This window comes from Dermabacter jinjuensis (genome assembly GCF_902381725.1).
Taxonomy (GTDB): Bacteria; Actinomycetota; Actinomycetes; order Actinomycetales; family Dermabacteraceae; genus Dermabacter; species Dermabacter hominis.
This window is the reverse complement of the sequence record NZ_LR698963.1, coordinates 803,810-827,916: the sequence shown is the minus strand read 5'-3', so window position 1 is coordinate 827,916 and position 24,107 is coordinate 803,810. Positions and strand designations below refer to the sequence as shown.

Genomic DNA, 24,107 nt, shown 5'->3' with positions numbered 1-24,107 from the left:
CGGGAGCCGCCGGTAAAATCGTGCAGGCCATGCACAAAAACTCCGCGACCTCGCACCCGCATCCGATGATCCGGCTGTGGCGAATCGTTCGGCCCATACGCGTCCGTCTCATGCTCGGTCTCGTGTGCGCGATCGGGAGCGCGGTCCTCGGCCTCATGATCCCGCAGGTGCTCGAGCGTCTCGTCAACTCCGACCTCGTCCAGGGTGGCACCGCCACAGCCGTGTGGACCGCGGGCGCAACCGTGCTCGTGCTCGGCATTTTCGAGGCCCTCCTCCTGTTCCTCCGCCGCGTATTCGCCCTCGTTCCCGCAACCGCCATCGAACGCGACATGCGCACCGATCTGTACGACAAAATCCAGGACATGCCCGTCACCTTCCACGACCAATGGAGTTCAGGGCAGCTGCTCTCGCGCGCGATGAGCGACACGAACCTCATCCGCCGCTGGATCGCGTTCGGCGTCATCATGGGCGTGACCACAGCCGTCACGACCATCGTGGGCATCGCACTACTCATCCGCGCGAGCTGGATCCTCGCTCTCGTGTTCGTCGCAGCGGCCATCCCCATCGGGATCTTCTCGTTCCGCTTCAACCGGCAGTTCTCCACCCTCTCTCGTCTCTCGCAGGATCAAAACGGCGACCTCGCCACCACAATCGAACAATCCGTCCAGGGCATCCGCGTACTCAAAGCCTTTGGCCGCGGCCCCACGGCTCTCGAACAGTTCACCCTCCAGGCCGACGAGCTTCGCGGAACCGAGGTCAAAAAGGCCACCGCGATCGCGCGCTTCGACATGCTCATGTACGGCCTTCCAGAGATTGCCACCTCCATCAGCCTCCTCCTCGGCATTTACCTCACGGCACACGGCCACATGAACCTCGGCCAATTGAGCGCCTACTTCGTGACTGCCGTGCTTGTCACGGGCCCCGTGCGCATGCTCGGCCAGCTGTTCGGCATGCTCATCAATACGAACACCGCGCTCGACCGCTACTTCGACGTCATGGACGCCCCGAACACGATCGCCGATCCCGAGACGCCGACGCTCGAGCCCGGGCACACGTTCGCAGGCAGGCTTGCCCTCCACGACGTCCACTTCCGCTACTCCGACTCCCCCGCGCACATGCCCGACCTCCTCGACGGGGCAACCCTCGAGATCGAACCGGGCGAGACCATGGCACTCGTGGGAATCACCGGCTCCGGCAAATCGACCCTGCTCCAGCTCGTGCCACGCCTCTACGACGTCACCTCGGGCTCGATCACGATCGACGGCTACGACGTGCGCGACATCCCCCTCGACACCCTCCACCGGATCACGGCCTTCGCGTTCGAAGACGCAACGCTTTTCAGCGATTCCGTTCGCGACAACGTGCTCCTTGGGGCTCCCGGGTACGAAAGAACCGTCGGAACCGTGGAGTTCGCGGACAGGCTCTTTGGTTCCGACGGCACCGTGCCCCCGGTGACGCGCACGTCCACGCGAAGCGCCGAGCTCGACCGGGCCCTCGAACTCGCCCTCGACACCGCCGACGCGCGCTACGCCTACGACCTACCCGAAGGCGTCGAGACCCACATCGGCGAGGAGGGAATGAGCCTTTCTGGCGGGCAGCGCCAGCGCCTCGCACTCGCCCGCGCAATCGCCGCGAAACCCACGGTGCTCCTCCTCGACGATCCCCTCTCCGCGCTCGATACGAAAACGGAAGAGCGCGTGACGGAACGCCTGCGCGAGGTTCTCTCCCACACGACCACGCTCATCGTCGCGCACCGCACGTCGACCGTCGCGCTCGCGGACCGCGTCGCACTTCTCGAGGATGGCCGCATCACGGCTGTCGGCACACATACGCAGCTCATGGCCTCGAGCGAACGCTACCGCTACGTGATCGCGAACCAGGAAGAAGAGGCGCGAGGAAACCGAAACCTGACGCGGGTCGCGACGGAAACGGGAAGCCTCGAGGTCGCTGAGATTCGCGAAGCGGTTGACGAGAAGGGAGGTGCGCAGTGAGCCAGGCAGTCGAAGAGGAAGATCACGAGCTCACGAAGGAAGAAAACCGCGCCTCGCGCAAGCGTTCGCTCGCGCTGCTTCGCGCGCTACTCGCGCCAGAAAAGGGCTCGATCGTGCTTGTCGCCATCATGGTGGTTCTCGCCCAGGCCGCTGTCGTGGCAGGTCCCGCGATTCTCGCGTGGGGCATCGACAATGGGCTTCCTGCCCTGATCGACGGCGACGCTATGCCGGCACTCGGCGCGGCCGGTCTCCACGCGGCCTGCGCGATTCTCGCCGCGCTCCTCACGTTTGCCTTCACCCGCCAGTCCTCCGTCATCGGTCAGAGGCTCCTGCTCGAGCTGCGCCGCCGCGTTTTCCGGCACACGCAGCGCCTTTCCCTCGAGTTCCACGAACGCTATACCTCCGGGCGCATCGTCTCTCGCCAAACGTCCGACATGGAGGCGCTGCGCGAGCTTCTCGAGTTCGGCGTGCCGATCCTCATCGGCTCGAGCCTCTCGATGGTTCTCACCGCCGCATCGATCGTCGCGATGGACTGGCCAACCGGGCTCATCATGCTCGTGCTGCTCATCCCGTGCATCGCCCTCACCGTGTGGTTCCAGGTGCGCTCGCGCATCGCCTATCGCGGTATGCGCACGCACTCGGCAGCCCTCATCGTGCAGTTCGTCGAGGCAATGAACGGTATCCGCGCCGTCAAGGCCTTCCGCAAGGAGGAATCGAACTCGCGCGAATACCGGGCGCTCGCGGAAAACTACCGCCGCGCGACCCTCAATTCGATCTCCGTGTTTGGCATCTACCAGCCCGCGCTGCGCCTCCTCGCGAACGTCACCGTCGCGGCGGTTCTCGTCGTCGGCGGCTTCCGCGTCCTCGCGGGTGACTTGAGCGTGGGCGTGCTCCTCGCGCTCGTGCTGTACGCGAGGCGCTTCTTCCAGCGCGTCGATGAGATTGCGAACTTCTACAACTCGTTCCAGTCGGCCACGGCGGCACTCGAGAAGATCAGTGCGCTTTTGTGGGAAGTTCCGACGGTTGCCGAGCCCACCACCGCTCACGCGAAATCCATCGCGAGCGGCCGCGGGGCAATTCAGTTCACGGGGGCCGAGTTCCGCTATAGCGAGGATGGTCCCCTTGTGCTCAAGCCTCTCGACCTTTCGATTCCCGCAGGTCAGACCGTCGCACTCGTCGGGCAGACGGGTGCGGGCAAGTCGACGATCGCGAAGCTCGTCTCGCGTTTTTACGACGTCACGCAGGGCTCCGTGGAACTCGACGGTGTCGATCTTCGCGACCTCACGAGCGCGGAGCTCACACACAATGTGGTCATGGTGACCCAAGAGGCGTACCTGTTCAGCGGCACCGTTGCCGACAACATCGAGTTAGGGCGGCCCGGCGCAAGCCGCGAAGAGGTCGTGCGCGCGGCCAAAGCGATCGGCGCGCACGAGTTCATCGAGGCCCTCCCCTACGGCTACGACACCGACGTGAGCAAGCGCGGCGGGCGCGTCTCCGCTGGTCAGCGTCAGCTCATTTCGTTCGCGCGTGCGTTCCTCGCAAACCCGAACGTGCTCATCCTCGACGAAGCGACGAGTTCGCTCGACTTGCCGAGTGAACGCCTCGTGCAGGAGGGCCTCACGAAGCTCCTCGGCAACCGCACGGCGATCATCATCGCTCACCGTCTCTCGACCGTCATGATCGCGGACCGCGTGCTCGTGCTGCACGATGGGGTCGTGGTCGAAGACGACGCCCCCAGGGCGCTCATCGAGCAGGGAGGCCGCTTCGCCGCCCTCTACAAAGCGTGGCAGGATTCGCTCTAGGGTTCCTCGGCTTCACTCGCGCCTTCACCTAACCGCTCTAGTACTTCCTTGTAGCGCTCAAGGCCGAAGGCTGCTGCGTCGCTCACGATGCGCTCGTGTTCAGCCTGATTCGTCGCCATGAACTGCTCCTTTTCCTAGTTCCATGAGTCGCATCGAGGTTGCCGCTGCACGCTCGAGGTTGCGCGGACCGTCATTGAGGGCCTCTTCGAGAGTCGTCACTCCCTGCACGATCGGCACGAGAGCGCTCACACCATGAGCGTAAAGCACCTCGGCGCCCTCACCAATGCGTCCCGCGAAGACCACGCACGACACGCCGTGGCGCCTTGCGAGAGCGGCGACACCCGCGGGGGCCTTGCCGTAGAGCGTTTGTGCATCGATCGCCCCCTCGCCCGTGAACACGAGGTCAGCATTCTCGATCACCTGCTCTAGCCCCACCGTACGCGCGACGAGATCGAAACCCGGCTCGAATCGCGCATCGAGGAACGTCGCGAGGGCCCAGCCGAGCCCACCCGCGGCGCCAGCACCGGGCTCGGTTGCATGAGCCCGGGCGCCAAGGGAAGGGTCCGACGCTTCCGCAGCCTCCACGAGTTCCCCGAGGAAACCCTCGAGCTTCGCCACCGTGGCGGGATCCGCGCCCTTTTGCGGGCCGAAGACCGCGCTTGCACCACTCGTGCCAAGGAGCGGGTTCGTCACGTCGCACGCGACCTCGATGCTGACCTCAAAGAGCCGAGGATCGAGGCCGCTCACGTCGATGCGGGCAAGGCACCCGGCTAGAGAGGCGGGTACGGGGGGAAGCGGGCGGCCGTCGGAATCAAGAAACCGCGCGCCGAGCGCACCGAGCATCCCCACCCCGCCATCATTCGTTGCGGAGCCGCCAAGGCCGATGATGAGCCGGCCGCCCTCGCCAAGCCGATCGAGCGCGGAGGAGATGAGTTCGCCGACGCCGCGCGTGCTCGCCCTCATCGGGTCGCGCTCCCCCGGTTGAAGGTGCATGAGTCCCGCGGCGCTCGCCATCTCGAGGACCGCTGTGGACGGCTGCGCGTTTGGGGCGAGGCCGTACTCTGCGCTCACGGGGCGGCCGAGGGCATCCGCAACGGTGACGGAATGGAGGGTGGCCCCGAGCGCTGTCCCGAGGGAGGCAGTGAAACCCTCGCCACCGTCGGACACCGGAGCAAGCGTGCACGCCGCCCCCGGAATAACCGCGCGCACTCCTCGCGCGATCGTCTCAGCCGCCTCGCGCGCACTCATCGATTCTTTAAAGGAATCGGGCGCGATCAGAACCCTCACCGCGGGCCTCCCTACTCCTGCCCTTTTAATCTGGGCGTTCTTCGACAGCTCTCTCACAGAGAAAGTACCGCTCCTCCCGACGAAACCGTCAAGGGGGTAACGTGGAATTATGTCGCAAACTGAGAACCCCGAGTCGACCCTGCCTTCGAGTCCCCGCGAAATTCTCGAAGCTCTCGTGCGTATCGACAGCACCTCCCACACGGGGAACCTCGACACGATCATGCTTCTGCAGCGGATCTTCGCGAGCAAGGGCGTCACTACCCACGTGTTCCGCGAAGAGGACGGTCTCGATGCGAACCTCGTGGCCGTATTCCCCGCGGCGGGAGAAACCGCTGGTGATAGCACAGACCGTGCGGCAAAGGACGTACTCGGTCGCGACTACGGCACCGGGCGCGGCGGCGTGAACCGGCTCGATGGTGAGAGCACACCCGTGCACGTGCAGGTCGCAGAGCGCCGCGGCATCCTCATCGCTGGCCACACCGATTGCGTGCCCGTCACGGGGCAGAACTGGAGCAGCGATCCCTTCGAGCCCACCGAGCGGGACGGAAAACTCTATGGTCGCGGCACCGCCGACATGAAGGGGTACCTCGCGACCTTCACGGCCCTCGCCGACCGCTTCCTCGCGGCCGAGCTGACCGAACCCGTCTACCTCGCGGCGACGTGGGACGAAGAAACGAGCTGCAACGGTGCGCGCGAACTCGTCAAGCAACTCGAAACCCTCGATATTGCGCCGCGCATCGCCTACGTCGGTGAGCCCACGATGATGGACGTCATCACCGGCCACAAGTCGATGAACGCGTTCGAAGCGGACTTCCGCGGGATTGCGGCGCACTCGAGCCTCCTGCCCCGAGGTCTCAACGCGAACCGCTACGCAGCGGAGTTCACGACCTGGTTCCACGAAGAAATCATCGACCGCGGCGTAGCCGAAGGCCCGAACGATCCCGCCTTCCTCGTCCCCCACATCACGGGCGGTGTGAACCGCTTCGATGGCGGCAACGCGATCAACACGGTCGGGGCGCACGCCCACCTGCTCTTCGAATACCGCGCCCTGCCAAGCGACGACGCGATCGCGATCGCCCGCCGCATCCAGGCGAAGATCGCCGAACTCGACGACGAGATGAAGCAGGCAATTCCCGCCGATCCGGCCGATCCCGAGCAAGCGAAAAACGTCGGCGCGAGCCTCACGATCCGCTCGCTTCTCTACCCGCTCGATTGCGGGACCGACGGTGACGCCGCACAGCTCGCGCGCGAACTCGGCATGACCATCAGCCCCACGAAGGTCACGTACGGCACTGAGTCAGGCATCTACGAGGCCGCGGGCATGAGTGCCGTCGTGATCGGCCCCGGCGACATCGCCCAGGCCCACGGCGCCAACGAATACGTTGACCTCGAACAAATCGACAAATGCGAGGCGTTCTTCCTCGCCCTCCTCGAGAACCTGAGCGCCTCGTAGCTCAAGCGTCGCGAGAACCCCACTTCACCACACTCGACCAATCAGAAAGGCACGCAGTGAACAGCAAGCCGGCGTCGAAACACGACCTGCCCGCGCCCAAACCGGGCACCCCACGAAAAATCCTTGAGCAGGGAACCTTCCGCGAATACAGCCGCGTCGAAGAAATCCTCACGAAGGAATCGGCGGGCGGCATTGCTCTCGTCATCGCGACGATCCTCGCGCTCATCTGCGCGAACTCCCCGCTCGCGGACCTCTACTTCACCATCCGCGACGCCCACTTCGGCTTCGACCTCGGATGGCTGAACCTCAACCTCTCGGTTGCACACTGGGCAGCCGACGGTCTCCTCGCCGTGTTCTTCTTCCTCGTAGGCCTCGAGCTCAAGCACGAGTTCGTGCGTGGCGACCTGCGCGACCCGAAGCTTGCCCTCGTGCCGATGCTCGCCGCGGCCGGTGGCGTCGCGGTACCCGCAATCATCTACACGCTCGTGAACCTCGGTGGTCCCGAAGCTTCCCACAACGGATGGGCGATTCCCGCCGCGACCGACATTGCGTTCGCCGTTGCGGTGCTCACCCTGATCGGCTCGAAGCTTCCCGCCGCCTTGCGCACCTTCCTCCTCACCCTCGCCGTTGTCGACGACCTCATCGCCATCCTCATCATCGCGATCTTCTACGCGGAGGAAACGAAGTTCGTGTACCTCCTCGCGGCAATCCCCGTCATCGCGATCTACGCGCTCGTCGCCTACAAGGCCGAATGGCTGTTCAAGAAGCACTACTCTGCGGCCTGGATGATCCTCTTCCCGCTCGCGGTCATCACGTGGATCCTGTTCTACAACTCGGGCGTGCACGCCACCATCGCGGGCGTCGTACTCGCGTTCTGCGTGCCCGTCCATGCCCGCAGCGCCTACGGCAGCCAGCATTCGCTCGCCGAAACCCTCGAGCACAGGCTTCGCCCGTTCTCGACTGGCGTTGCCGTTCCCGTGTTCGCATTCTTCAGCGCTGGCGTCGCCGTGGGCGGCTTGAGCGGTCTTCTCGACGCCTGGACCACGACCGTCGCCCTCGGCGTCATCGTGGGCCTCGTGTGCGGCAAGATGCTCGGCATCACGGGTACGACCTTCCTCGTCACGAAGCTGACGAAGGCGAACCTGGACGACGAGATCAAGTGGATCGACCTCATCGGCATGTCCGCCATCGCCGGTATCGGCTTCACCGTGTCGCTTCTCGTTGCTGAGCTGAGCTTCGATCCCTCGAGCCCGCTCGTGGAAGACGCAAAGGTCGGGGTGCTGACCGCTTCGCTCCTCGCCGCGATCGTCGGCTCGATTCTTCTTATCCCCCGCAACAACCACTACAAGAAGATCGCCGAACTCGAATCGCGAGACGAGAACCAGGACGGCATTCCCGACGTGTTCTCCGACGACACCTCGCGCACGTCGCAGCCATAGGGCTTCGCACACCGCCCGCATGAATGGGGCTCGGGTCACACGACCCGGGCCCCATTCGCACCTCAGCCTGTAGTGTGGGTGGCTGGTGTGCCGGGAAGTCTGGTCGGCACGGGCGAGGCTCCGGATGCTTCGCTCGTTGACAATGCCCGCCGAGCCCCAAGGACTCCCATGACGAGCAAGCACAAGAGCCGTACCGACGCGATCCTCGCCCGCGGCACCTACCGCGAACTCACGCGCATCGAAAAAATCCTCACGACCGAGACCACCGGTGGCCTCATCCTCGTCGGAGCGACCATCCTCGCACTCCTCCTCGCAAACTCCCCTGCCGCCGACGCCTACTTCTCCCTGCGCGACATGCACGTCGGTTTTTCGACAAGCTGGCTGGACCTCGACCTCTCCCTCGCACATTGGGCGGCCGACGGACTCCTCGCGATTTTCTTCTTCCTCGTAGGCCTCGAACTCAAGATGGAGCTCACGAAAGGAGACCTGCGTGATCCCCGCCGCGCGTTCGTGCCCGTCGCGGCCGCTGCGGGAGGCGTCGCGCTGCCGGCCCTGCTCTACTCGGCCATCAATGCGGCAAACCCCGAGACACTCGGTGGCTGGGCGATTCCCGCCGCAACCGACATTGCCTTCGCCGTCGCAGTCCTCGCAATCGTCGGCTCAAAGCTCCCCGCGGCGCTGCGCACCTTCCTCCTGACCCTCGCGATCGTCGATGACCTGATCGCCATCACGATCATCGCCGTGTTCTACTCGAGCGACCTCAAGCTCCACTACCTTGCCTTCGCGCTCATCCCTCTCGCGCTCTACTGGCTGGTCGCCAACAAGGCCGAGGCACTCTTTAAAAAGCACTACAGCGCCGCGTGGTTCGTTCTTCTCCCGCTCGGCCTCATCGTGTGGGCGCTCTTCTACAACTCCGGCATCCACGCGACGATCGCCGGCGTGGCCCTCGCCTTCATGATCCCGGTGAATCCGCTTTCGAAGTACGGCGAGCGCTACTCGCTTGCCGAAACGTTCGAGCACCGCTTCCGCCCGCTCTCCTCGGGCATCGCCGTGCCGATCTTTGCATTCTTTAGCGCGGGCGTCGCCGTCGGCGGCCTCAGCGGGCTCGCCGAGGCGTGGACCTCAAGCGTTGCGCTCGGGATCACCGTCGGTCTCGTCGCAGGAAAGATGCTCGGCATCGTGGGAACGACGTTCCTCGTGACGCGGATCCGAGGCGCAAACCTCGACCCCGACATTAAGTGGATCGACCTCACGGGTGTCGCGGCGCTCGCCGGCATCGGCTTCACCGTGTCACTCCTCGTGGCCGAGCTCAGCTTCGACGTTGCCAACCCCGCGCATGATTGGGCGAAGGTCGGCGTGCTCACCGCTTCGGTGCTCGCCGCGATCGTGGGCGCCGCCATCCTCACGCCGCGAAACGCCCGCTATGCGAAGATCGCCGAACGCGAAAAGGTCGATGTGAACCACGACGGCATCCCCGACGTGTTTGCCGACGATACTTCGCGCACGAAGTAGCCGCCGGGGAATAGACCGCCGCCTCTACTCGGCGGCGCCCTCCTCGCGCTGCGCGTAGTACGCGATGCGGTCGGTATGCACCCAAATGCGTGCCGCATCCGAGGTAAGCGTGAGAAGCGCGAGGGTGCTCAGCCCAACACCGAGCAGCTCGGTGGCACTCGCCGCTCCCGCGGGCTCGAGCGCGGCTACGCTAATGCGCGCAAGCGAGTCGAAGGCGAGAAGGGCCATGAGGCCGAGCCTCGCCCACCTGTTGCGACCAAGCATGAACAGGAACAGCAGGATCTGCCCCGCAACGAGCACGGTGAAAGGCAGAAGCGGGGCTTCGCCGAGCTGATCGAAGCCGAGGGCGCGCACGATGCCGTCGGCCTGCGCGGCCCCCGATCCCTTCGCCCACACGAGCCCCCACAGAGCCACCACCGCTGCCACTTCAAGCGCGATCATGAGCCCGACGAACCCGATCGATGGGGGCGGCAGGTGGTGGTCGCCGACGTTGCGGAGTGCCTGCAGAAAATCCTCGCGAGCGCCATGCCATTCGCGCTCGAGCGACTGCATGAGTTCGCGCGGGCGCAGCGAGCGTCCACGCAGGTAGAAGATACCCGTGGCACGGTTGCGCGGCTGGATCACCGCGGTGGACCCGGTCGAGCGAGCCTCGGCGCCCGTCACGTCAACGACGGGCAAGTGGCCGTCCGTGCGAAGCGGATCCCCGCCGCCGTTCCTGTGGTGGTAGGAGGTCGAATAATCCTTGATAACGCCCACGGGGATCGCGTGGTCGGCGTGCAACAACGTATCGACGACGTAGTTACGTTCAACGTCCGTGTTTTCGTCGATCTTGTGCGTGACCTGGAACGTGAAGCGCGAAAGCCCCACGCCGCGGTCGAACGTCGCCGCGGCAAGCCACGTTACGCGGTGCCCGCCGGGCATGACCCACTTATGCGGCACTCGCCAGAACCGGATGTGGTGACGCCTGAGCGTCGTACCGCCCACCTCCTGCTGGTAGGCGAACTCGTGCCGTCGACCAAAGAGGAAGAGCGAACTCACCGGGGCCTGCGGGTAGGAGCGTCGAAGAAGAAACGAGATTACCGCGCGCCTCGCGCTGTGCAGCGTGTTCTCCTCCGCGAGAACCCAGCCGGCCTTGCGCATCGCCACGTGGATATCCTCGGCTGAGCCTTCGAACGCAAGGTTCACGGGGTCGCCCAGCAGACCGTCAGCCGTGCGCGTGCGCCCCATGAAGTAATCGGGAACGTACACGGCCGTGAGCGCCTGGTGAATGCGCGGGAGAGCGACGTAGGTGAACACGAGCCAAAACACGAGAAGGTTGACGAGGCGCCTCGGGTTGGTCGTGAGGCCCTGCCGCAGAAACACGTAGGCAAGCACGAGCGAGAGAACGGTCGCGAGCAGCACGAATAGGGCGTCAAGCCGAGGGTAGATCTCGAGGCGCGGGCGGTCGTGGCTATGGCCGGCCGCGTGATCATATTCGGGATACGTGAGCGGAACGGGCCGCTTCCACTTCGCGAACCGGGTGCGTTTCGTGTGCGGCGGGCGGGGCACGACGCGCGGTTTCTCCGGGAGAACAAACGGTTGCGACGGTCGCCTCGCCTCAGCGCGTGCGCGCCCCCCGTAAGCCTCCATGCCGCTCATTGTACGGGCGGCGCCTCCCGATCCCGATGATTCAGGGACCGCCCGATGGAGATTTATAGGCTTGTGTGAGGCTTTAGGAAGAAGGATTCGATGACCTCTACGAGCGAGTTCGCGTCGACAAGCCCGCTGCTCACCCTCAATGACGGCAAGAAGATCCCCCAACTCGGCTTCGGGGTGTACAAGACTCCGAACGATGAGGTGGAGGCCGCGATCGAGTGTGCGTTTGAGGCCGGCTACCGGCACATCGATACCGCGAAGCTCTACGGCAACGAAGAGGGCGTGGGGCGTGCCGTGCGAAACTCGGGCCTCGAGCGCTCGAGCGTGTTCGTCACGACAAAGGTGTGGAACGACGATCACGGGCGCGAAAAGACGCGCCGCGCTTTCGAGGAGAGCCTCGAGCGGCTCGGCCTCGACTACGTCGACCTCTACCTCATCCACTGGCCCATGCCCATGAACGGCCTCGCGGTCGACACTTGGGAGGAACTCATCAGGCTCCGTGAGGAGGGCCTCGCGACCTCGATCGGCGTCGCGAACTTCCCGGCACAGCGCATCGACGAGCTGACGGAGGCGACGGGGGTTGTGCCCGTGCTGAACCAGATCGAGCTCAACCCCTATTTCGCGCAAAACGACCTGCGCGAAGCCAATCGCGAGCGCGGCATCTTGAGCCAGGCCTGGGCGCCCCTTCATCGCGGCAAGGGCCTCTTCGACGAACCGATCATCCGCGAGATCGCCGAGCGCCTCGAGGCAACCCCCGCGCAGGTCGTGCTCACGTGGCACCTCGCGCTCGGCACGATCGCGATCCCGAAGTCGGTGACGCCGAGCCGAATCCGCGAGAACTTCGACGCGCTCAATGTGCGCCTCACGCCCGAGGACCTCGCGGCAATCGCGGCCCTCGACCGCGGCGAGGCCGGGCGCACCGGCTTCGACCCGGAAACCATGGAGCGAGGAGCTGGCTACCAAGGCTAGGCACCACGCACCGCAGCCCCCGACAGTCCGTGCCCGCCAACCGTAAGGAGACAACAATGGCCTACGAAAGCCCACTCACAACCCTGAACGACGGGAAGACGATCCCGCAGCTCGGCTTCGGCGTGTTCAAGGTTCCGAACGATGAAACCGCCGCCGCCGTCAAGGCCGCGATCGAGACCGGCTACCGCCACATCGATACCGCTGCCGTCTACGGCAACGAGAAGGGCGTTCGCGAGGGCATCGATGCCGCGGGCGTTGACCCGAAGGACCTTTTCATCACGACGAAGCTGTGGAACGCGAACCAGGGCTACGACGAGACAATGCGTGCCTTCGACGAGTCGATGGGTAAGCTCGGCCTCGACGTGCTCGATCTTTACCTCATCCATTGGGCGTGCCCGAGCTTCGGCCTCTACAACGACACGTGGAAGGCCTTCATCGAACTTCAGAAGCAAGGCCGCATCACCTCGATCGGTGTCTCGAACTTCCCCGCGGAAAACCTCGAGGATCTCATTGAGACGAGCGGCGTGACGCCCGTCCTCAACCAGATCGAGCTTCACCCCTACTTCAACCAGGCCGAGCTGCGTGTCACCAACACCAAGTACGGCGTAGCAACCGAGGCGTGGGGGCCGCTTGGCCAGGGCGGTGACGTCCTGAGCGATCCCGCGCTCGAGGCCATCGCGAAGGCTCATGACGCGAGCATCGCCCAGGTCATCCTCGCGTGGCACCGCCAGCTCGGCACCATTGCGATCCCGAAGTCGGTCACGCCTTCGCGCATCGCCGAGAACTGGGAGTCGCTCGGCCTCACGCTCAGCGGCGAGGAGATCGAGAAGATCAACGCCCTCTCGCGCGCCGACGGCCGCGGCGGCCCGGACCCGGCTACGGCGGATTTTAAGTAAACCGTCGGCGGCGAAGTTTCGTTCCGCCAAGCGGAAGGTAACAAGTTCACGAACACTGTGCGGAACCTGCCCGCGCCCTCTTCCCCGGGGGCGCGGGCCTTCCTATTTTGGAGGCATGAGTGACGCACGCACCCTTTCACGCACCGACTACACGTTCCGCGCACGCGGTCATTTCGCGCTTTCGCAAGACGAGGCGTGGGACCGCATGACCCAGCAGTGGCTGCCCGCGTGGCTCGGCCTTCAGTCGATCCCCCTCATGGTGGGCGGCCCCCTCGTCAAGAACCCCGGTAAGAACCGCCAGATCATCGGCAAGGTGCTCGGCTCGGCACTCGGGCACCGCATCCGCGTCGAGTACGACAGCCCGCTCGTGAGCGCTCGCATCATCGTGCAAGCGACCCTCATGGAGGATGAGGGCGCGACCGTTCTCGAACTCGATGTGGAGCACGCTCCATCGCACGACGCACTCGAGACTCTCCGCGAGGCGTGGAGCGAGCGCGTCGCGGCTGCCGAAGCCGAAGTTGCGCGCGAACACGAGGCGCATCGAGCACTCTAAGCGCTCGCGAACCGCATACGCGAAAGCCCCGCCCGATTGGGCGGGGCATCCGTGCTGTTCACGCGTGAATGACATCCATGTAGTTCTCCCCAACCGTGGATAACGTTGTGGATAACTCTGTTGAGGCGGGGCTATACGAGAGTGAAACCCAGCCCGACCGAAGCGGCGTTAGACGAGGTAGCCCGCCTGTGCCGCGAGCCACCACTTGACCGCACACGCGGCGATCAGCAACACGACGAGTCCCGCGATCACGCCGCCGTGAATGAGCGCCGATTTTTTCGCGATAGCAACGCGATCCGCGCCAGGTTCGGCGGTGGGTCGGGTTGCGAAGAAAAGGCCGACGGCTGCTGCCCCCACAACGAGGCCTCCAAGGTGGCCCTGCCACGAGATACCCGGGTAGAGGAAACCGATCACGAAGTTGAGCACGATAAGGATAAGAACCTGCGTGCTCTCCGCACCGAGGCGGCGTTGGAGGATCAGGAGCGCACCAAACAGGCCGAAAAGACCGCCCGAAGCGCCTACCGTGCCCGTGAACCACGAATCCGTGCCGATGCTTGACAGAAGCAGCACGGCGGTGTGCCCGCCGAACACGCTCACGAGGAACACCGCGAGATAGCGCCAGTGCCCGAGCGCACGCTCAAGGAATTGACCCACGGCCCACAGGGCATACAGGTTGAGACCCACGTGCGCGATTCCTCCGTGGAGGAAGCCGCTCGTGAGGAAAGTCCACGGCATCGCGAGCGAGCGGAACGGCGCGAACATGAACCACTGCGAGAGCGTGCGGTCAAGCCCGATGAACTGGAGCGCGAAGATCACGGCGCACAGCCCCATGATCGTGTACGTCACGACGGGGAGAGTGCGCACGGGCTCGGCTCCCACAACGGTTCGCGGGGCACTCTGACGCTGACTGTGTTCGGCCTCGCTCACACAGTCGACGCACTGGACGCCGACGGCGGCCCGGCGCTGACATTCGACACACGCGGGGCGATCGCAGCGCTGGCAGCGGATAAGAGAGGGCCGATCCGGGTGGCGCGGGCACACGGAGTCCGTACTACTCGTGTAGTTCGGCTCGCCCGCGCCCGGCTGCGGATCGGCTCCTTTTCCGTAGCTCTGGGACATCGACGAAGTGAACCTTCGGGTCAGTCCTCGATGGTCACCGAGTTGATGACGACGTCTTCGAGCGGGCGATCACGCATGTCGGTATCGACCTTGGCGATCTCGTCGACGACCTTCTTCGAGGCATCGTCGGCAACCTCACCAAACACGGTGTGCTTGCCGTGCAGGTACTGGGTCGGGGCAACGGTGATGAAGAACTGCGAGCCGTTGGTGCCCGAGGGGCGGCCCGTGATGGCGTTCATGCGCTTACCGGCATTGGCCATCGCGAGAACGTAGGGCTCGTTGAAGTTCTTTTCGGAGATCTCATCGTCGAAGTTGTAGCCGGGGCCGCCCGTGCCGGTGCCGGTCGGGTCGCCGCCCTGGATCATGAAGCCATCGATGATGCGGTGGAAGATCACGCCGTCGTAGTAGGGGCGCTTTTCCTTGTCGCCCGTGACCGGGTTCGTGAATTCGCGCTCGCCCTTCGCGAGCTCAACGAAGTTCGCGACGGTCTTGGGGGCGTGGTGAGCGAACAGTTCGAGGCGGATATCGCCGTGATTCGTGTGAAGCGTTGCAAACATGCCTCGATCCTCCCATACCCTCGCTGAAAACCGCTGAACGGCGCACAGCCATTCTGCATAGAAACTGTGATCTGCCGATGCACCGCTAGTAGGCTTGAGTCATCGCGGCGTGGCCACCACCCGCACTTCCAGACCGCCGCCGGGTTAGTCCGGCGCACGAACGAAAGGGTCAGCGATGGCTTTCACCAATTCCAAGCGCGAGGCCAAGAAGGCCGCGAAGAAGCACGCAAAGCACGCGAAGAAGCAGGCCGAAAAGCAGGCGAAGCGCGCGCAGAGCACGTGGTACAAGGCACTCAACAACGCCGGGCCGCTCTTCAACGAGGCGTCGAAGGAGGCGCGTAAGCGCGCCGAAAAGTTCTACGGCGACTACGCCCCCGAGGTTGAAAAGCGCGTACGCAAAGGCCTCGATGTCGGCCAGGCACGCGTGAGCGGGCTTTCGAGCCGCCTTTCCGATGAATTCGATCGCAACGTCGGCCCGCGCGCTCGCAAGTTCCGCAGCGATTTCGAGGCTGACTACCTCCCCCGCGCACGCCGCACCGCGGACGCCGCGAACACGACCCTCAGCGCGGCCGTCGCCGCCGCCGTGGATGCCGCTCGCGCCGAATGGGAGAAGGGCGCGCCCGAGATCCGCACCGCCGCCACCACGAGCCCCGCTGCCGACAAGAAGAAGTCGAAGGTCGGCACCGTCCTCGTCGTCCTCGGCATTGCCGCGGTTGCCGGCACCGCCGGCTACCTCGCATGGCAGAAGACCCGCCCCGTCGAGGATCCGTGGGCCCCGCCCGCGGACTTCGCCCGCTCGCACTACCCCGCCGCTGGCGTGAGCGAAGAGGATTCGACCGTAGTGTCAGATTCGGTGGCCGCAGCCGAGGCCGGCGACGTCTCCGAGTCCCTCGCCGACGGCGAAAAGGAAAACACTCACAAGGGTGAGTGACACTCCGCCGCACAGCAGCACGAGCCCCGTTCCCCACGCCCGCCGTGGGAGCGGGGCTCTCTCGCACACCCTCGCGCCTCTCGCGCCGGCGGATCTTCCGCAACTGTGGCTCCTCCACTCGGATCCGCGCACGTTCACGCTCGACACGATCGGGCCGCTCGAAACCGTCGACCAGATGCAGCGCGTCCTGGGCATGTGGCTCGACTCGCATGAGCGCGACGGCTTCGGTTACTGCGCCATCCGCGAGGCAGGATCGGGCGAGTTCCTCGGTGTCGCGGGGCTTTCCGCGATGCCGCTCGGGAAGCGCTGGGTCGCCAACACCTACGTGCGTTTAGCGCCGAGGGCCTGGGGAACCGGGGTCGCCACGGCCGCGCTCACGACGTGTCTTCGCGAGGTCGCCGCGCTCGACACCGCGCCGCGCGAGGCCGCGTTTATTACCGCGGAGCACAACCTTCCCGCGCGCCGCCTCGCCGAGCGCCTCGGCTTCATCCTCTCTTACGAAAGCGACCCGACCGAATCTGGCGCCCACGTCGTCTACCTCCTCGATCTCCATGACCACACCTGATCCCCGCTCGCCCTTCGGTTTCGCGGGCCGCTACGCACCCTCGCCGAGCGGCGATCTGCACCTCGGCAACCTTCGTACGGCGATCCTCGCGTGGGTTTTTGCGCGCCGCACCGGCCGTCATTTCCTCATGCGCATGGAGGATCTCAACCGTGTGAAGGAAGGCAGCGCCGAGAGGCAGCTCGAGGACATGGAGGCGCTTGGCCTCGACTGGGACGGCCCTGTTGCCTGGCAGTCGAAGCGACTTGACCTGTATCAGCGGGTCGTGGCTGCCCTCGATGAACGCGGGCTCGTCTACGAGTGCTATTGCACCCGCCGCGAGATTCACGAGGCGCCGTCGGCCCCTCACGCCCCGCCTGGGGCGTACCCCGGAACATGCCGGGACCTCACCGAAGTCGAGCGGGAGGCCGGTCGCACGAAGATGCGCGCGCTGAATCGCGAGCCGTCGCTGCGACTGCGCGCGGATACGCACTCCTACGAGGTCACCGACCTGTACGCCGGGCACACCCTGGGCGACGTCGACGACTTCGTGCTCGTGCGCGGCGATGGGATGTTCGCCTACAACCTCGTGGCGGTGGTCGACGATATTGAGACGGGCGTCGATCAGGTCGTGCGCGGGGATGATCTCCTCAGCTCGAGTCCGCGCCAGGCCTACCTCACCGACCTACTCGCGCACGCCGCGCCCTGGCTTTTCCCGCACCCTGATCGCCTCGGCGCGGGCCCGACGGTCGCCGGGACAGCCTCGCCACCGCCTCCGTCAGCGCGCCTCTCCTACATTCACGTCCCGCTCGCCCTCAATACAGATGGGGCGAGGATCGCCAAGCGAGACGGGGCCGTGACGCTCAGGGATCGCCTCGCCAAAGGCGAAAGCCCCGAGGCCGTCGCCGAAACCATCGGAGACTCCCTGGGGCTTCCGGGGTGCCGAAGCGCCCGCGACATCCTCGAGGCCTTCGACCCTGGCGCCTTGCCGCGAGCGCCATGGATCTACACGCCCGGCGAGTGACCCGGCGCCTAAATCACGCTCACGCCGAGCAGCGTACCGATGCCGTAGGAGACGGCCATCGCTGCCGTGCCGCCGAGAATCGTGCGGATCGTCGCCCGGCCCGCTTTCGCCTGGCCGAGGCGCGCCGAAATAGAGCCGGTGAGGGCGAGCGCGATGACAACCGCGAGAACGACAGCGGGGACTTTGAAGGCAACGGGCGTGACGAGCACGGCGATCAACGGGAGGAGGCCGCCGAGCGTGAATGCGATGAGTGAGGCAAAGGCGGCGCCGAGCGGCGATGCGATCGACTCTTCTTCAATGCCGTAGCGCACGCGGGCATGAGCGTCGAGCGCGTCGTGCGCGCTCATGCGTTCGGCGGCTTCGCGCGCAAGGTCTTCGGGGATCCCGGTCTCCTCGAGAGAGGCCGCGAGGGCTGCGAGTTCACGTTCCGGATCCGCGGCGAGACGCTGCCGCTCACGCTCGAGGAGCGAACGTTCGGTGTCTCGCTGCGTCGAAACGGACACGTACTCGCCCATCGCCATCGAGAGCGCGCCGGCACTGAGCGCGGCGGCACCCGCGATCGCGAGAGCGCCGAAGGTCGGGGTTGCGGCGGCGACGCCAACGACCATGCCGGCGACGGACACGATGCCATCGTTTGCGCCGAGCACACCGGCACGCAGGCGGTTGAGGTTCGCCGATGACGCGGCGCGGTCGTGGGTGTCCTCGGAGGAGGTTTCTGAGGCGGTGCTAGAGCTACTCATAGCTCTCACGCTACGTCGCTAAAAACCTTGCCCGCTAGACCGGGAAGCCTACCCTTAGCGTCCTTCGCCACCCTCGACAGCGGCCGCCGGTTTATCGTCGTTCGTCTTCGGCGCCCACAGAAGCGAGGCGATAATCGCGATGATCATCGAACCGGCAATGACGGCGAGCGACAGCCAGATCGGGATCTCGGGGATCGAGTGCACGAAGTGTCCGAATCCGGAATTCTCGGGCCACAGCGGCGCCTCGTGGGCTGCGTGAATGACGAGCTTGAGGCCGATGAAGGCGAGGATCGCCGCGAGACCGTAGTGGAGGTACACGAGGCGATCCACGAGCCCGCCGAGCAGGAAGTACAGCTGGCGAAGGCCCATGAGCGCGAACAGGTTCGTCGTGAACACGATGAACGGGTTCTGCGAAATGCCGAGGATCGCGGGGATCGAGTCGAACGCGAACATCACGTCGGTCAGGCCGATCGTGAGGAACACGAGCAGCATCGGCGTGAAGACCTTCTTGCCGTTCACCACCGTGCGGAGCTTGTTTCCGTCGTACTCATCGTGAACGCGGATGGCCTTCTTGAGCTTCTTCATGACGAAGCCGTCCTCGGCCTCCTCCTCTTCCTCGCCCTGGACCTGCTTATAGGCCGTGTAGAACAGGAAGATCGCAAAGATGTAAAACACCCACGCGAAGGAATTGATCACGGCGATGCCGAGCAAAATCAAGATCGCACGCGCAATGAGCGCGATGATGATGCCCACCATGAGCACCTCTTGCTGGTATTTCCTCGGCACAGCAAACTTCGACATGATCACAATGAACACGAAGAGGTTGTCGATACTGAGCGAGTATTCGGTGAGCCAGCCCACGATGAATTGTCCCGCGACCTGGTGGTCGGCGAGGAAGTAGAGCGTGACGGCGAAGATGAGCGCGAGCGCCACGTAGAACACGACCCAGCCGATGCACTCCTTGAAGGACGGCACGTGGGGGCGCTTGAGAACGAGGAGAAGGTCGATAACGAGGATCGCAACGAGGACGATCAGCGAAATGACCTCGAACTGCAGGGAAATCTCACCCATCGGGGTCCCTTCGGGCTGGGGGCGGTGGAAATGACGAGGGCGCCTCACATCATGGGGCGCCCGTCTTCGGATTGTGTCTAGTCTACGTGTTCACCTTGGACGAGAGTCGAGCGAAGAGGTCAGGAATCACCTGCGCAATGTCGCTTGCGAGAATCGGCGCGTGGCCCTCACCCGCTGCGAGGGCCGCGGCGTGAGCGTGCAGGGTCACAGCGGCTTCGCACACCGCAAGGAGCGTCCGACGGTCGCCGCGCTCAAGCCCTTGCGCGATCTGTGCGTGGTTGAGCGCCAGCAACGCCCCGGTGATGCCCGCGAGCGCATCGCCCGTTCCCGCGGTCGCGAGGCGCGTCGTGGGCGATGTGACCGCGAGAGTGTCGGTCCCCGGCGCGGCAATCCACGTCGTGTGCCCCTTGAGGATCACCGTCGCACCAGTGCGCTCGGTGAGGGTCTCGGTGGCCTCGCGAGGCGAGGCTTCGATGCGGCCACGGTCCCAGCCGTCGAGCAGAGCCGCGGCCTCCCCCGCGTGAGGGGTGAGAACGAGGCGGGCGGAGAAATCGTCGGAATTCGCACGCGCCAGGGCGGGACTCAGCGCGCCCGCATCCGCGACCAGATGGGCACCCGGCGAGGTTTCCGTCATGCACGCGCGCACGGCCTCAAGACGGCCCGGCCCTTCCCATCCGGAGCCAGCCACGAATACCTGTGCACGGCCGACGGCGGGGACGACCTCGGGTGTACGCGCTATCACCATGCGCGCGACGGCTTCGGGCCCGAGGTAGCGCACCATGCCCACGCCGCAGCGGGCCGCCGCTTCACAGCCGATGAGCGCCGCACCCGGGTAGTGCTCGCTGCCCGTCGCCATGCACACAACGCCGCGCGTGTACTTGTGGTCGCGTTCGGTAGGCGCGGGCCAGTAGCGGGCGAGGTTGTCGAGACCGGTCACGAGAAGAGCTCCTTGACGTCGTCTGCGGTGATCTGTGCGCTGAACGCCTCGCCGCCGTCGGTGAGCGAATCGAACAGCGCGCGTTTCTTCTCCTGGAGCGCGAGGACCTTGTCCTCGATCGTATCTGCCGCAACGAGACGGTAGACCATGACGCGCTCCGTTTGGCCGATGCGGTGCGTGCGGTCAATCGCCTGGTTTTCGGCGGCGGGATTCCACCACGGATCGAGGAGAAACACGTAATCGGCCTCGGTGAGCGTCAGGCCGAAACCGCCGGCCTTGAGGGAGATGAGGAATACGGGATCGTTGCCCTCGCGGAAGTCTCGGATGACGTCGGCTCGATCGCGGGTCGAACCGTCGAGGTACTGGTAGGCGATCTGGCGTTCCCGAAGCTGCTCCGCGACGCGCGCGAGGAAGCTCGTGAACTGCGAGAATACGAGAACCCTGTGGCCCTCGGCGACGACCTCGTCGAGGCGCTCGAAAAGAACCGCGAGCTTCGTCGACGGCGCGTTCTTATCGCCGCCATCGTCCACGAGCGCGGGATCGAGCGCGAGCATCCGCAAGAGCGTGAGTGAGCGAAACACGATGAAGCGGTTCTTGTCCATGTCGTCGATGAGGCCGAGGACCTTCTTGCGTTCGCGTTGAAGCACCGAATCGTAGATCCTGCGGTGCGCCCCCTCGAGCTCGACCTTGACGACCTGCTCCTGCTTCTGAGGAAGGTCCTTCGCCACGAGTTCCTTCGTGCGCCGCAGCATGAACGGGCGGAGCCGGCGGCGAAGCACGGGCATCTTCTCCGGATGCTCGCCCGATTCGATCGGCTGCGTGAAGTGGGTGCGGAACTGCACGTGAGGGCCAAGAACACCCGGCGCGACGATCGACATGATCGCCCACAGGTCCCCGAGGGAGTTCTCCATGGGCGTGCCGGTGATCGCGAGGCGAAACGGCGCCTTGATCCTCTTGACCGCTTGATGGATGCGCGAGGCGCGGTTCTTCACGAATTGGGCCTCGTCGAGGATGAGGCCCGCAAACTGTTCGCGTGCGAAATCCTCCGAATCGATGCGGGCAATCGTGTAACTCGTGACGACAATATCGGCGCCCTCGATTTCGCGCCGCAGCTCCGTTTTTCGGGCGCGCCTCGTGCGATCCACGAGCGCAACCTTCAGGTTGGGCGTGAAGCGCTCGGCCTCCGCCTGCCACACACCGAGCACGCTGCTCGGCGCCAGGACGAGGAAGGGGCGATGGGTGCCGGAAGACGTCGGACCTGAACTTGCCTGGGCGGAGGTCTCCCCCGCGTGCACCATCACCGAGCCGTTCCCCTCCCCCGCGCTCGCCGTCTCTCGCGCGTGCTGGATAAGCGTGAGCGCCTGGAGGGTTTTGCCAAGCCCCATGTCATCGGCAAGAATCCCGCCGAGCCCGAGCGAATACAGCAGCGCAAGGAACTCGAAGCCCTCACGCTGGTAGGAGCGCAGCTTCGCGTGCAGCCCGGCTGGAATGGGCGTATGGGGGATGGCCTCGAGGTTCTTCAGTTTTCCGACGGTTTCTTCCCAACCGTCAGCAGCCTCGGTCGCATCCGCCGCGTCGGCGAGATCCTCCCAGAACCCCACCTGATACTTCGAGATCTGCTGGCGTTCGGGGTTCCATTCCGCGAGAGCCTCCCCCTCGGCGATGAGGGCGCGCAGGGCATCGAATGCCGGATGCTCAAGCGAAAAGTAGGTGCGATCCTCGAGCAGAAGCGTCGACTGCCCCTTCGCGAGCGCCACAAAAAGGGAGGGGAACGGGATCGTTCTGCCCTCGAGCGTGACCTCGAAACCAAGGTCGAACCAATCATTCTTCGAAGGATTCTCGGTCTGCCTCACGCGCACGGAAGGATCGCCATCGAGTTCACGATAGGTGTGGCGCGTGCCTGAAACGGTGACGTCGATGCCGTCCATCGCCTCGAGCTCAGGCAGAACACGCGTCGTGAAGTGGGCGGTGTCCACGTCGCTCAGCTTCTCGGTGCCTTCGGGGGCGCGGTCATCGGGGCGCGCGCCGCCAACCGTTGGCCACAGGTCACGCACCTCGGCAAGAAGCTCATCCTCGTAGTCGTGCTCGCGGCCAGCACCACCCTGCTGGTACACGCCGAAACGACTCCGAGTTGAGGGGTAGAACCACGACCACGCGAGTGCAACCGTGTTCGCACCGCTGTAGGCGACCTCGAGCTGCAGCCGCGGCTTTTTCGGCGCGGGCATCGTGACGCTTCCGTCGCCGCTTGCGACGCTCGTGACGCGGTTCAGGCGAGGAAGCGCGCTATCAAAGAACGCCTCGCGGTCGCTCTTTGGCACGTCGATGCGAGTGCGTGCCTCGAGGAGCTTCTGCACGGGCATCGGCACAGGCGCGGAGGTTGCCGCGAATTCAATATCGAACGTGTCGCGGGCGCCCTGGCGGATGTCGATGACGCCGTTCGAACCGAGCATGCGCGCCTCGGGCCTCGGTTCGCCGTCAATATGGGCGAGGGCCCGCACCGTGAGATCGTCGGCGCCGGTCAGGTCGAGGCCGACGTCGGCCCCCTCACCAAGCCGGACCTCGCCAACGTTCTCCAATCCCACAAACGCCACCCCCGCCTCGCGAGCGCGCGCGAGAGCCTCCCACAGGATCGGCGAGCGAAACTGGTTGATCCACAGCTGCTCGACCGCGGCCGTGTGGCTGCGATCCGCCTCCGACAGCGCAAAGATCCTGGTCAAGGCGTCAGCATGCGCGGGGTCGAAGCCTCGACCGTTCATGCGGTACTCGAACGTCCGCCACGACAGCCCCGACTTGATCCAGTTGTTGCGCTTACCGCGGCGCAGCGGGCGGATCGACAGATACACGCTCTTACCCGCCTCGAGGTGCGCCATCGTGAACGGCTCATACCCCCACGAGAACCTGGTCTTGTGGAGCTGCTCGGCCTTGAGGTCAAAACCGAGCGCGAGAGGGGTCGTGTCCTCCGTTTCCTCCTCGCTCGCCCGCAAGAGCGGTGCGAGGGTCTCGAGCCACGACGCTGCCTTCTCCTCGGGTTCCGCCTCGCGGGCCTCCGCCCACTCCTCTGCCTGCTGGCCCGACCACAGGGCAAGCGCCGCGCCGTGCTTGCAGTTCATGACCACGGGACACGAACACGTCGACTGCACGGGAATCCACAGGGGAAGCGCCCCCTCGGTCTCGCTTTCGTCATCGTCGACATGGTGGAGCGACACCCGCACCCGGTAGGACTCCGCGCCGCGCCCGTGCACGACGCCGATGAGCTCGCCCTTCGACCCGGTCGAGGTCGTCACCCAGTTGGGAAGGCGAACATGGTCGTCATTCGCGTAATCGGCCGCGCGCTCCACGACGACGCGTCCAAACACCGGTTCGATGAGGGCCTTCGGCACGCAAGGAAACGGCGGCTGAGGGGTGTGCGCGGAAGAAGCCATAACTTCCAGGGTACAGGCCAGGAAAAGGCGCCGTCGGACCACCAAGAGCCCTCCGCTCCCTAGCCGAGGGGCGGGCCTGCCCCCGGCCTGCTGCCCGAGGGATGGGCCGGCCCCGGGCCCTTCCGGCCCTCACCGCCTACTCACCTTGCCCCCGCCCCGACCCCTCCCCGGCCCTCTCGCCCACTCCCCCTCCCCGACTCCTTCCTTCCTGACCTAGAAAACTAACCC

20 protein-coding genes are annotated in these 24,107 nt (G+C 65.3%); 11 read left to right on the top strand and 9 right to left on the bottom strand.

The window, feature by feature from the left end; genetic code table 11:
* The first annotated feature begins 29 nt into the window (after window positions 1–29).
* A complete protein-coding gene (locus FXY94_RS03600) occupies window positions 30–1,991 on the top strand; it encodes an ABC transporter ATP-binding protein (RefSeq protein ID WP_016663666.1) in 1,962 nt (653 codons plus the stop codon).
* On the top strand, window positions 1,988–3,793 hold the full coding sequence (locus FXY94_RS03595) for an ABC transporter ATP-binding protein (RefSeq protein ID WP_016663665.1): 1,806 nt from the start codon (window positions 1,988–1,990) through the stop codon (window positions 3,791–3,793). Before FXY94_RS03600 ends, FXY94_RS03595 begins: the two co-directional genes overlap by 4 nt.
* Here the strand turns inward: FXY94_RS03595 and FXY94_RS11100 are convergent.
* Both FXY94_RS11100 and FXY94_RS03590 read right to left on the bottom strand, forming a co-directional pair.
* A complete protein-coding gene (locus FXY94_RS11100) occupies window positions 3,790–3,912 on the bottom strand; it encodes a hypothetical protein (protein WP_016663664.1) in 123 nt (40 codons plus the stop codon). The two genes, FXY94_RS03595 and FXY94_RS11100, sit on opposite strands and share 4 nt — an antisense overlap.
* A complete protein-coding gene (locus FXY94_RS03590; RefSeq protein WP_016663663.1) occupies window positions 3,893–5,080 on the bottom strand; it encodes a glycerate kinase in 1,188 nt (395 codons plus the stop codon). Before FXY94_RS03590 ends, FXY94_RS11100 begins: the two co-directional genes overlap by 20 nt.
* 109 nt (window positions 5,081–5,189) lie before the next feature.
* On the opposite strand from FXY94_RS03590, the gene FXY94_RS03585 reads away from it, so the two are divergent.
* The 3 genes from FXY94_RS03585 to nhaA (FXY94_RS03575) all read left to right on the top strand — a co-directional run bounded on the left by FXY94_RS03585 (window position 5,190) and on the right by nhaA (FXY94_RS03575) (window position 9,484).
* A complete protein-coding gene (locus FXY94_RS03585) occupies window positions 5,190–6,533 on the top strand; it encodes a M20/M25/M40 family metallo-hydrolase (RefSeq protein ID WP_016663662.1) in 1,344 nt (447 codons plus the stop codon).
* A gap of 56 nt (window positions 6,534–6,589) precedes the next feature.
* Window positions 6,590–7,972: a Na+/H+ antiporter NhaA gene (nhaA, locus tag FXY94_RS03580; protein ID WP_016663661.1), complete on the top strand. Its 1,383-nt coding sequence runs from the start codon at window positions 6,590–6,592 to the stop codon at window positions 7,970–7,972.
* Window positions 7,973–8,140: 168 nt separating this feature from the next.
* Complete coding sequence (gene nhaA / locus FXY94_RS03575; RefSeq protein WP_016663660.1) at window positions 8,141–9,484, top strand: Na+/H+ antiporter NhaA; 1,344 nt, start codon at window positions 8,141–8,143, stop codon at window positions 9,482–9,484.
* 24 nt (window positions 9,485–9,508) lie between these two features.
* On the opposite strand, the gene FXY94_RS03570 is transcribed toward nhaA (FXY94_RS03575), so the two are convergent.
* Window positions 9,509–11,113 (bottom strand): LssY C-terminal domain-containing protein, encoded by a 1,605-nt coding sequence (locus FXY94_RS03570; RefSeq protein WP_051120613.1) that lies wholly within the window; start codon window positions 11,111–11,113, stop codon window positions 9,509–9,511.
* A 99-nt stretch (window positions 11,114–11,212) separates the two neighbouring features.
* On the opposite strand from FXY94_RS03570, the gene FXY94_RS03565 reads away from it, so the two are divergent.
* The 3 genes from FXY94_RS03565 to FXY94_RS03555 all read left to right on the top strand — a co-directional run bounded on the left by FXY94_RS03565 (window position 11,213) and on the right by FXY94_RS03555 (window position 13,537).
* Window positions 11,213–12,088 carry an aldo/keto reductase gene (locus tag FXY94_RS03565; RefSeq protein ID WP_016663658.1) on the top strand — a complete coding sequence of 292 codons (876 nt, stop codon included), beginning with the start codon at window positions 11,213–11,215 and terminating at the stop codon, window positions 12,086–12,088.
* A 56-nt stretch (window positions 12,089–12,144) separates the two neighbouring features.
* Window positions 12,145–12,984 carry an aldo/keto reductase gene (locus FXY94_RS03560; RefSeq protein ID WP_016663657.1) on the top strand — a complete coding sequence of 280 codons (840 nt, stop codon included), beginning with the start codon at window positions 12,145–12,147 and terminating at the stop codon, window positions 12,982–12,984.
* A gap of 115 nt (window positions 12,985–13,099) precedes the next feature.
* Window positions 13,100–13,537, top strand: a complete 438-nt coding sequence (locus FXY94_RS03555; protein WP_016663656.1) for a hypothetical protein — start codon at window positions 13,100–13,102, stop codon at window positions 13,535–13,537.
* A 168-nt stretch (window positions 13,538–13,705) separates the two neighbouring features.
* On the opposite strand, the gene FXY94_RS03550 is transcribed toward FXY94_RS03555, so the two are convergent.
* Both FXY94_RS03550 and FXY94_RS03545 read right to left on the bottom strand, forming a co-directional pair.
* Window positions 13,706–14,656, bottom strand: coding sequence for a rhomboid family intramembrane serine protease (locus FXY94_RS03550; RefSeq protein WP_016663655.1), 951 nt, complete (start codon window positions 14,654–14,656; stop codon window positions 13,706–13,708).
* A 20-nt stretch (window positions 14,657–14,676) separates the two neighbouring features.
* Entirely contained in the window at window positions 14,677–15,213 is a 537-nt protein-coding gene (locus FXY94_RS03545) for a peptidylprolyl isomerase (RefSeq protein WP_016663654.1), read from the bottom strand.
* A 175-nt stretch (window positions 15,214–15,388) separates the two neighbouring features.
* Here FXY94_RS03545 and FXY94_RS03540 point away from each other — a divergent pair, with 175 nt between their 5' ends.
* The 3 genes from FXY94_RS03540 to gluQRS are packed head-to-tail and all read left to right on the top strand — an operon-like array spanning window position 15,389 to window position 17,709.
* The gene (locus tag FXY94_RS03540) at window positions 15,389–16,144 is read left to right on the top strand and encodes a hypothetical protein (RefSeq protein ID WP_016663653.1); all 756 of its coding nucleotides are present in this window, start codon (window positions 15,389–15,391) and stop codon (window positions 16,142–16,144) included.
* The gene (locus FXY94_RS03535) at window positions 16,137–16,709 is read left to right on the top strand and encodes a GNAT family N-acetyltransferase (RefSeq protein ID WP_016663652.1); all 573 of its coding nucleotides are present in this window, start codon (window positions 16,137–16,139) and stop codon (window positions 16,707–16,709) included. The genes FXY94_RS03540 and FXY94_RS03535 overlap by 8 nt, the downstream gene beginning before the upstream one ends.
* The gene (gene gluQRS / locus FXY94_RS03530) at window positions 16,696–17,709 is read left to right on the top strand and encodes a tRNA glutamyl-Q(34) synthetase GluQRS (RefSeq protein WP_016663651.1); all 1,014 of its coding nucleotides are present in this window, start codon (window positions 16,696–16,698) and stop codon (window positions 17,707–17,709) included. Before FXY94_RS03535 ends, gluQRS begins: the two co-directional genes overlap by 14 nt.
* A gap of 8 nt (window positions 17,710–17,717) precedes the next feature.
* Here gluQRS and FXY94_RS03525 read toward each other — a convergent pair whose 3' ends face one another.
* The 4 genes from FXY94_RS03525 to FXY94_RS03510 form a co-directional block, all read right to left on the bottom strand.
* Entirely contained in the window at window positions 17,718–18,449 is a 732-nt protein-coding gene (locus FXY94_RS03525) for a VIT1/CCC1 transporter family protein (protein ID WP_016663650.1), read from the bottom strand.
* A 54-nt stretch (window positions 18,450–18,503) separates the two neighbouring features.
* Complete coding sequence (locus tag FXY94_RS03520) at window positions 18,504–19,520, bottom strand: TerC/Alx family metal homeostasis membrane protein (RefSeq protein WP_016663649.1); 1,017 nt, start codon at window positions 19,518–19,520, stop codon at window positions 18,504–18,506.
* An 82-nt stretch (window positions 19,521–19,602) separates the two neighbouring features.
* Entirely contained in the window at window positions 19,603–20,457 is an 855-nt protein-coding gene (locus FXY94_RS03515) for an ADP-dependent NAD(P)H-hydrate dehydratase (protein ID WP_016663648.1), read from the bottom strand.
* Complete coding sequence (locus FXY94_RS03510; protein ID WP_147594885.1) at window positions 20,454–23,879, bottom strand: DEAD/DEAH box helicase; 3,426 nt, start codon at window positions 23,877–23,879, stop codon at window positions 20,454–20,456. Before FXY94_RS03510 ends, FXY94_RS03515 begins: the two co-directional genes overlap by 4 nt.
* Window positions 23,880–24,107: the final 228 nt, after the last annotated feature.

Bases quoted from the DNA above. Each gene is read 5' to 3' on its own strand.
- FXY94_RS03540 (WP_016663653.1), top strand. From the start codon at position 15,389: ATGGCTTTCACCAATTCCAAGCGCGAGGCCAAGAAGGCCGCGAAGAAG.
- FXY94_RS03565 (WP_016663658.1), top strand. From the start codon at position 11,213: ATGACCTCTACGAGCGAGTTCGCGTCGACAAGCCCGCTGCTCACCCTC.
- FXY94_RS03600 (WP_016663666.1), top strand. From the start codon at position 30: ATGCACAAAAACTCCGCGACCTCGCACCCGCATCCGATGATCCGGCTG.
- gluQRS (WP_016663651.1), top strand. From the start codon at position 16,696: ATGACCACACCTGATCCCCGCTCGCCCTTCGGTTTCGCGGGCCGCTAC.
- FXY94_RS11100 (WP_016663664.1), bottom strand. From the start codon at position 3,912: ATGGCGACGAATCAGGCTGAACACGAGCGCATCGTGAGCGACGCAGCA.
- FXY94_RS03560 (WP_016663657.1), top strand. From the start codon at position 12,145: ATGGCCTACGAAAGCCCACTCACAACCCTGAACGACGGGAAGACGATC.
- FXY94_RS03545 (WP_016663654.1), bottom strand. From the start codon at position 15,213: ATGTTTGCAACGCTTCACACGAATCACGGCGATATCCGCCTCGAACTG.
- FXY94_RS03585 (WP_016663662.1), top strand. From the start codon at position 5,190: ATGTCGCAAACTGAGAACCCCGAGTCGACCCTGCCTTCGAGTCCCCGC.
- FXY94_RS03570 (WP_051120613.1), bottom strand. From the start codon at position 11,113: ATGGAGGCTTACGGGGGGCGCGCACGCGCTGAGGCGAGGCGACCGTCG.
- FXY94_RS03550 (WP_016663655.1), bottom strand. From the start codon at position 14,656: ATGTCCCAGAGCTACGGAAAAGGAGCCGATCCGCAGCCGGGCGCGGGC.
- nhaA (WP_016663660.1), top strand. From the start codon at position 8,141: ATGACGAGCAAGCACAAGAGCCGTACCGACGCGATCCTCGCCCGCGGC.
- FXY94_RS03525 (WP_016663650.1), bottom strand. From the start codon at position 18,449: ATGAGTAGCTCTAGCACCGCCTCAGAAACCTCCTCCGAGGACACCCAC.
- FXY94_RS03510 (WP_147594885.1), bottom strand. From the start codon at position 23,879: ATGGCTTCTTCCGCGCACACCCCTCAGCCGCCGTTTCCTTGCGTGCCG.
- FXY94_RS03520 (WP_016663649.1), bottom strand. From the start codon at position 19,520: ATGGGTGAGATTTCCCTGCAGTTCGAGGTCATTTCGCTGATCGTCCTC.
- FXY94_RS03555 (WP_016663656.1), top strand. From the start codon at position 13,100: ATGAGTGACGCACGCACCCTTTCACGCACCGACTACACGTTCCGCGCA.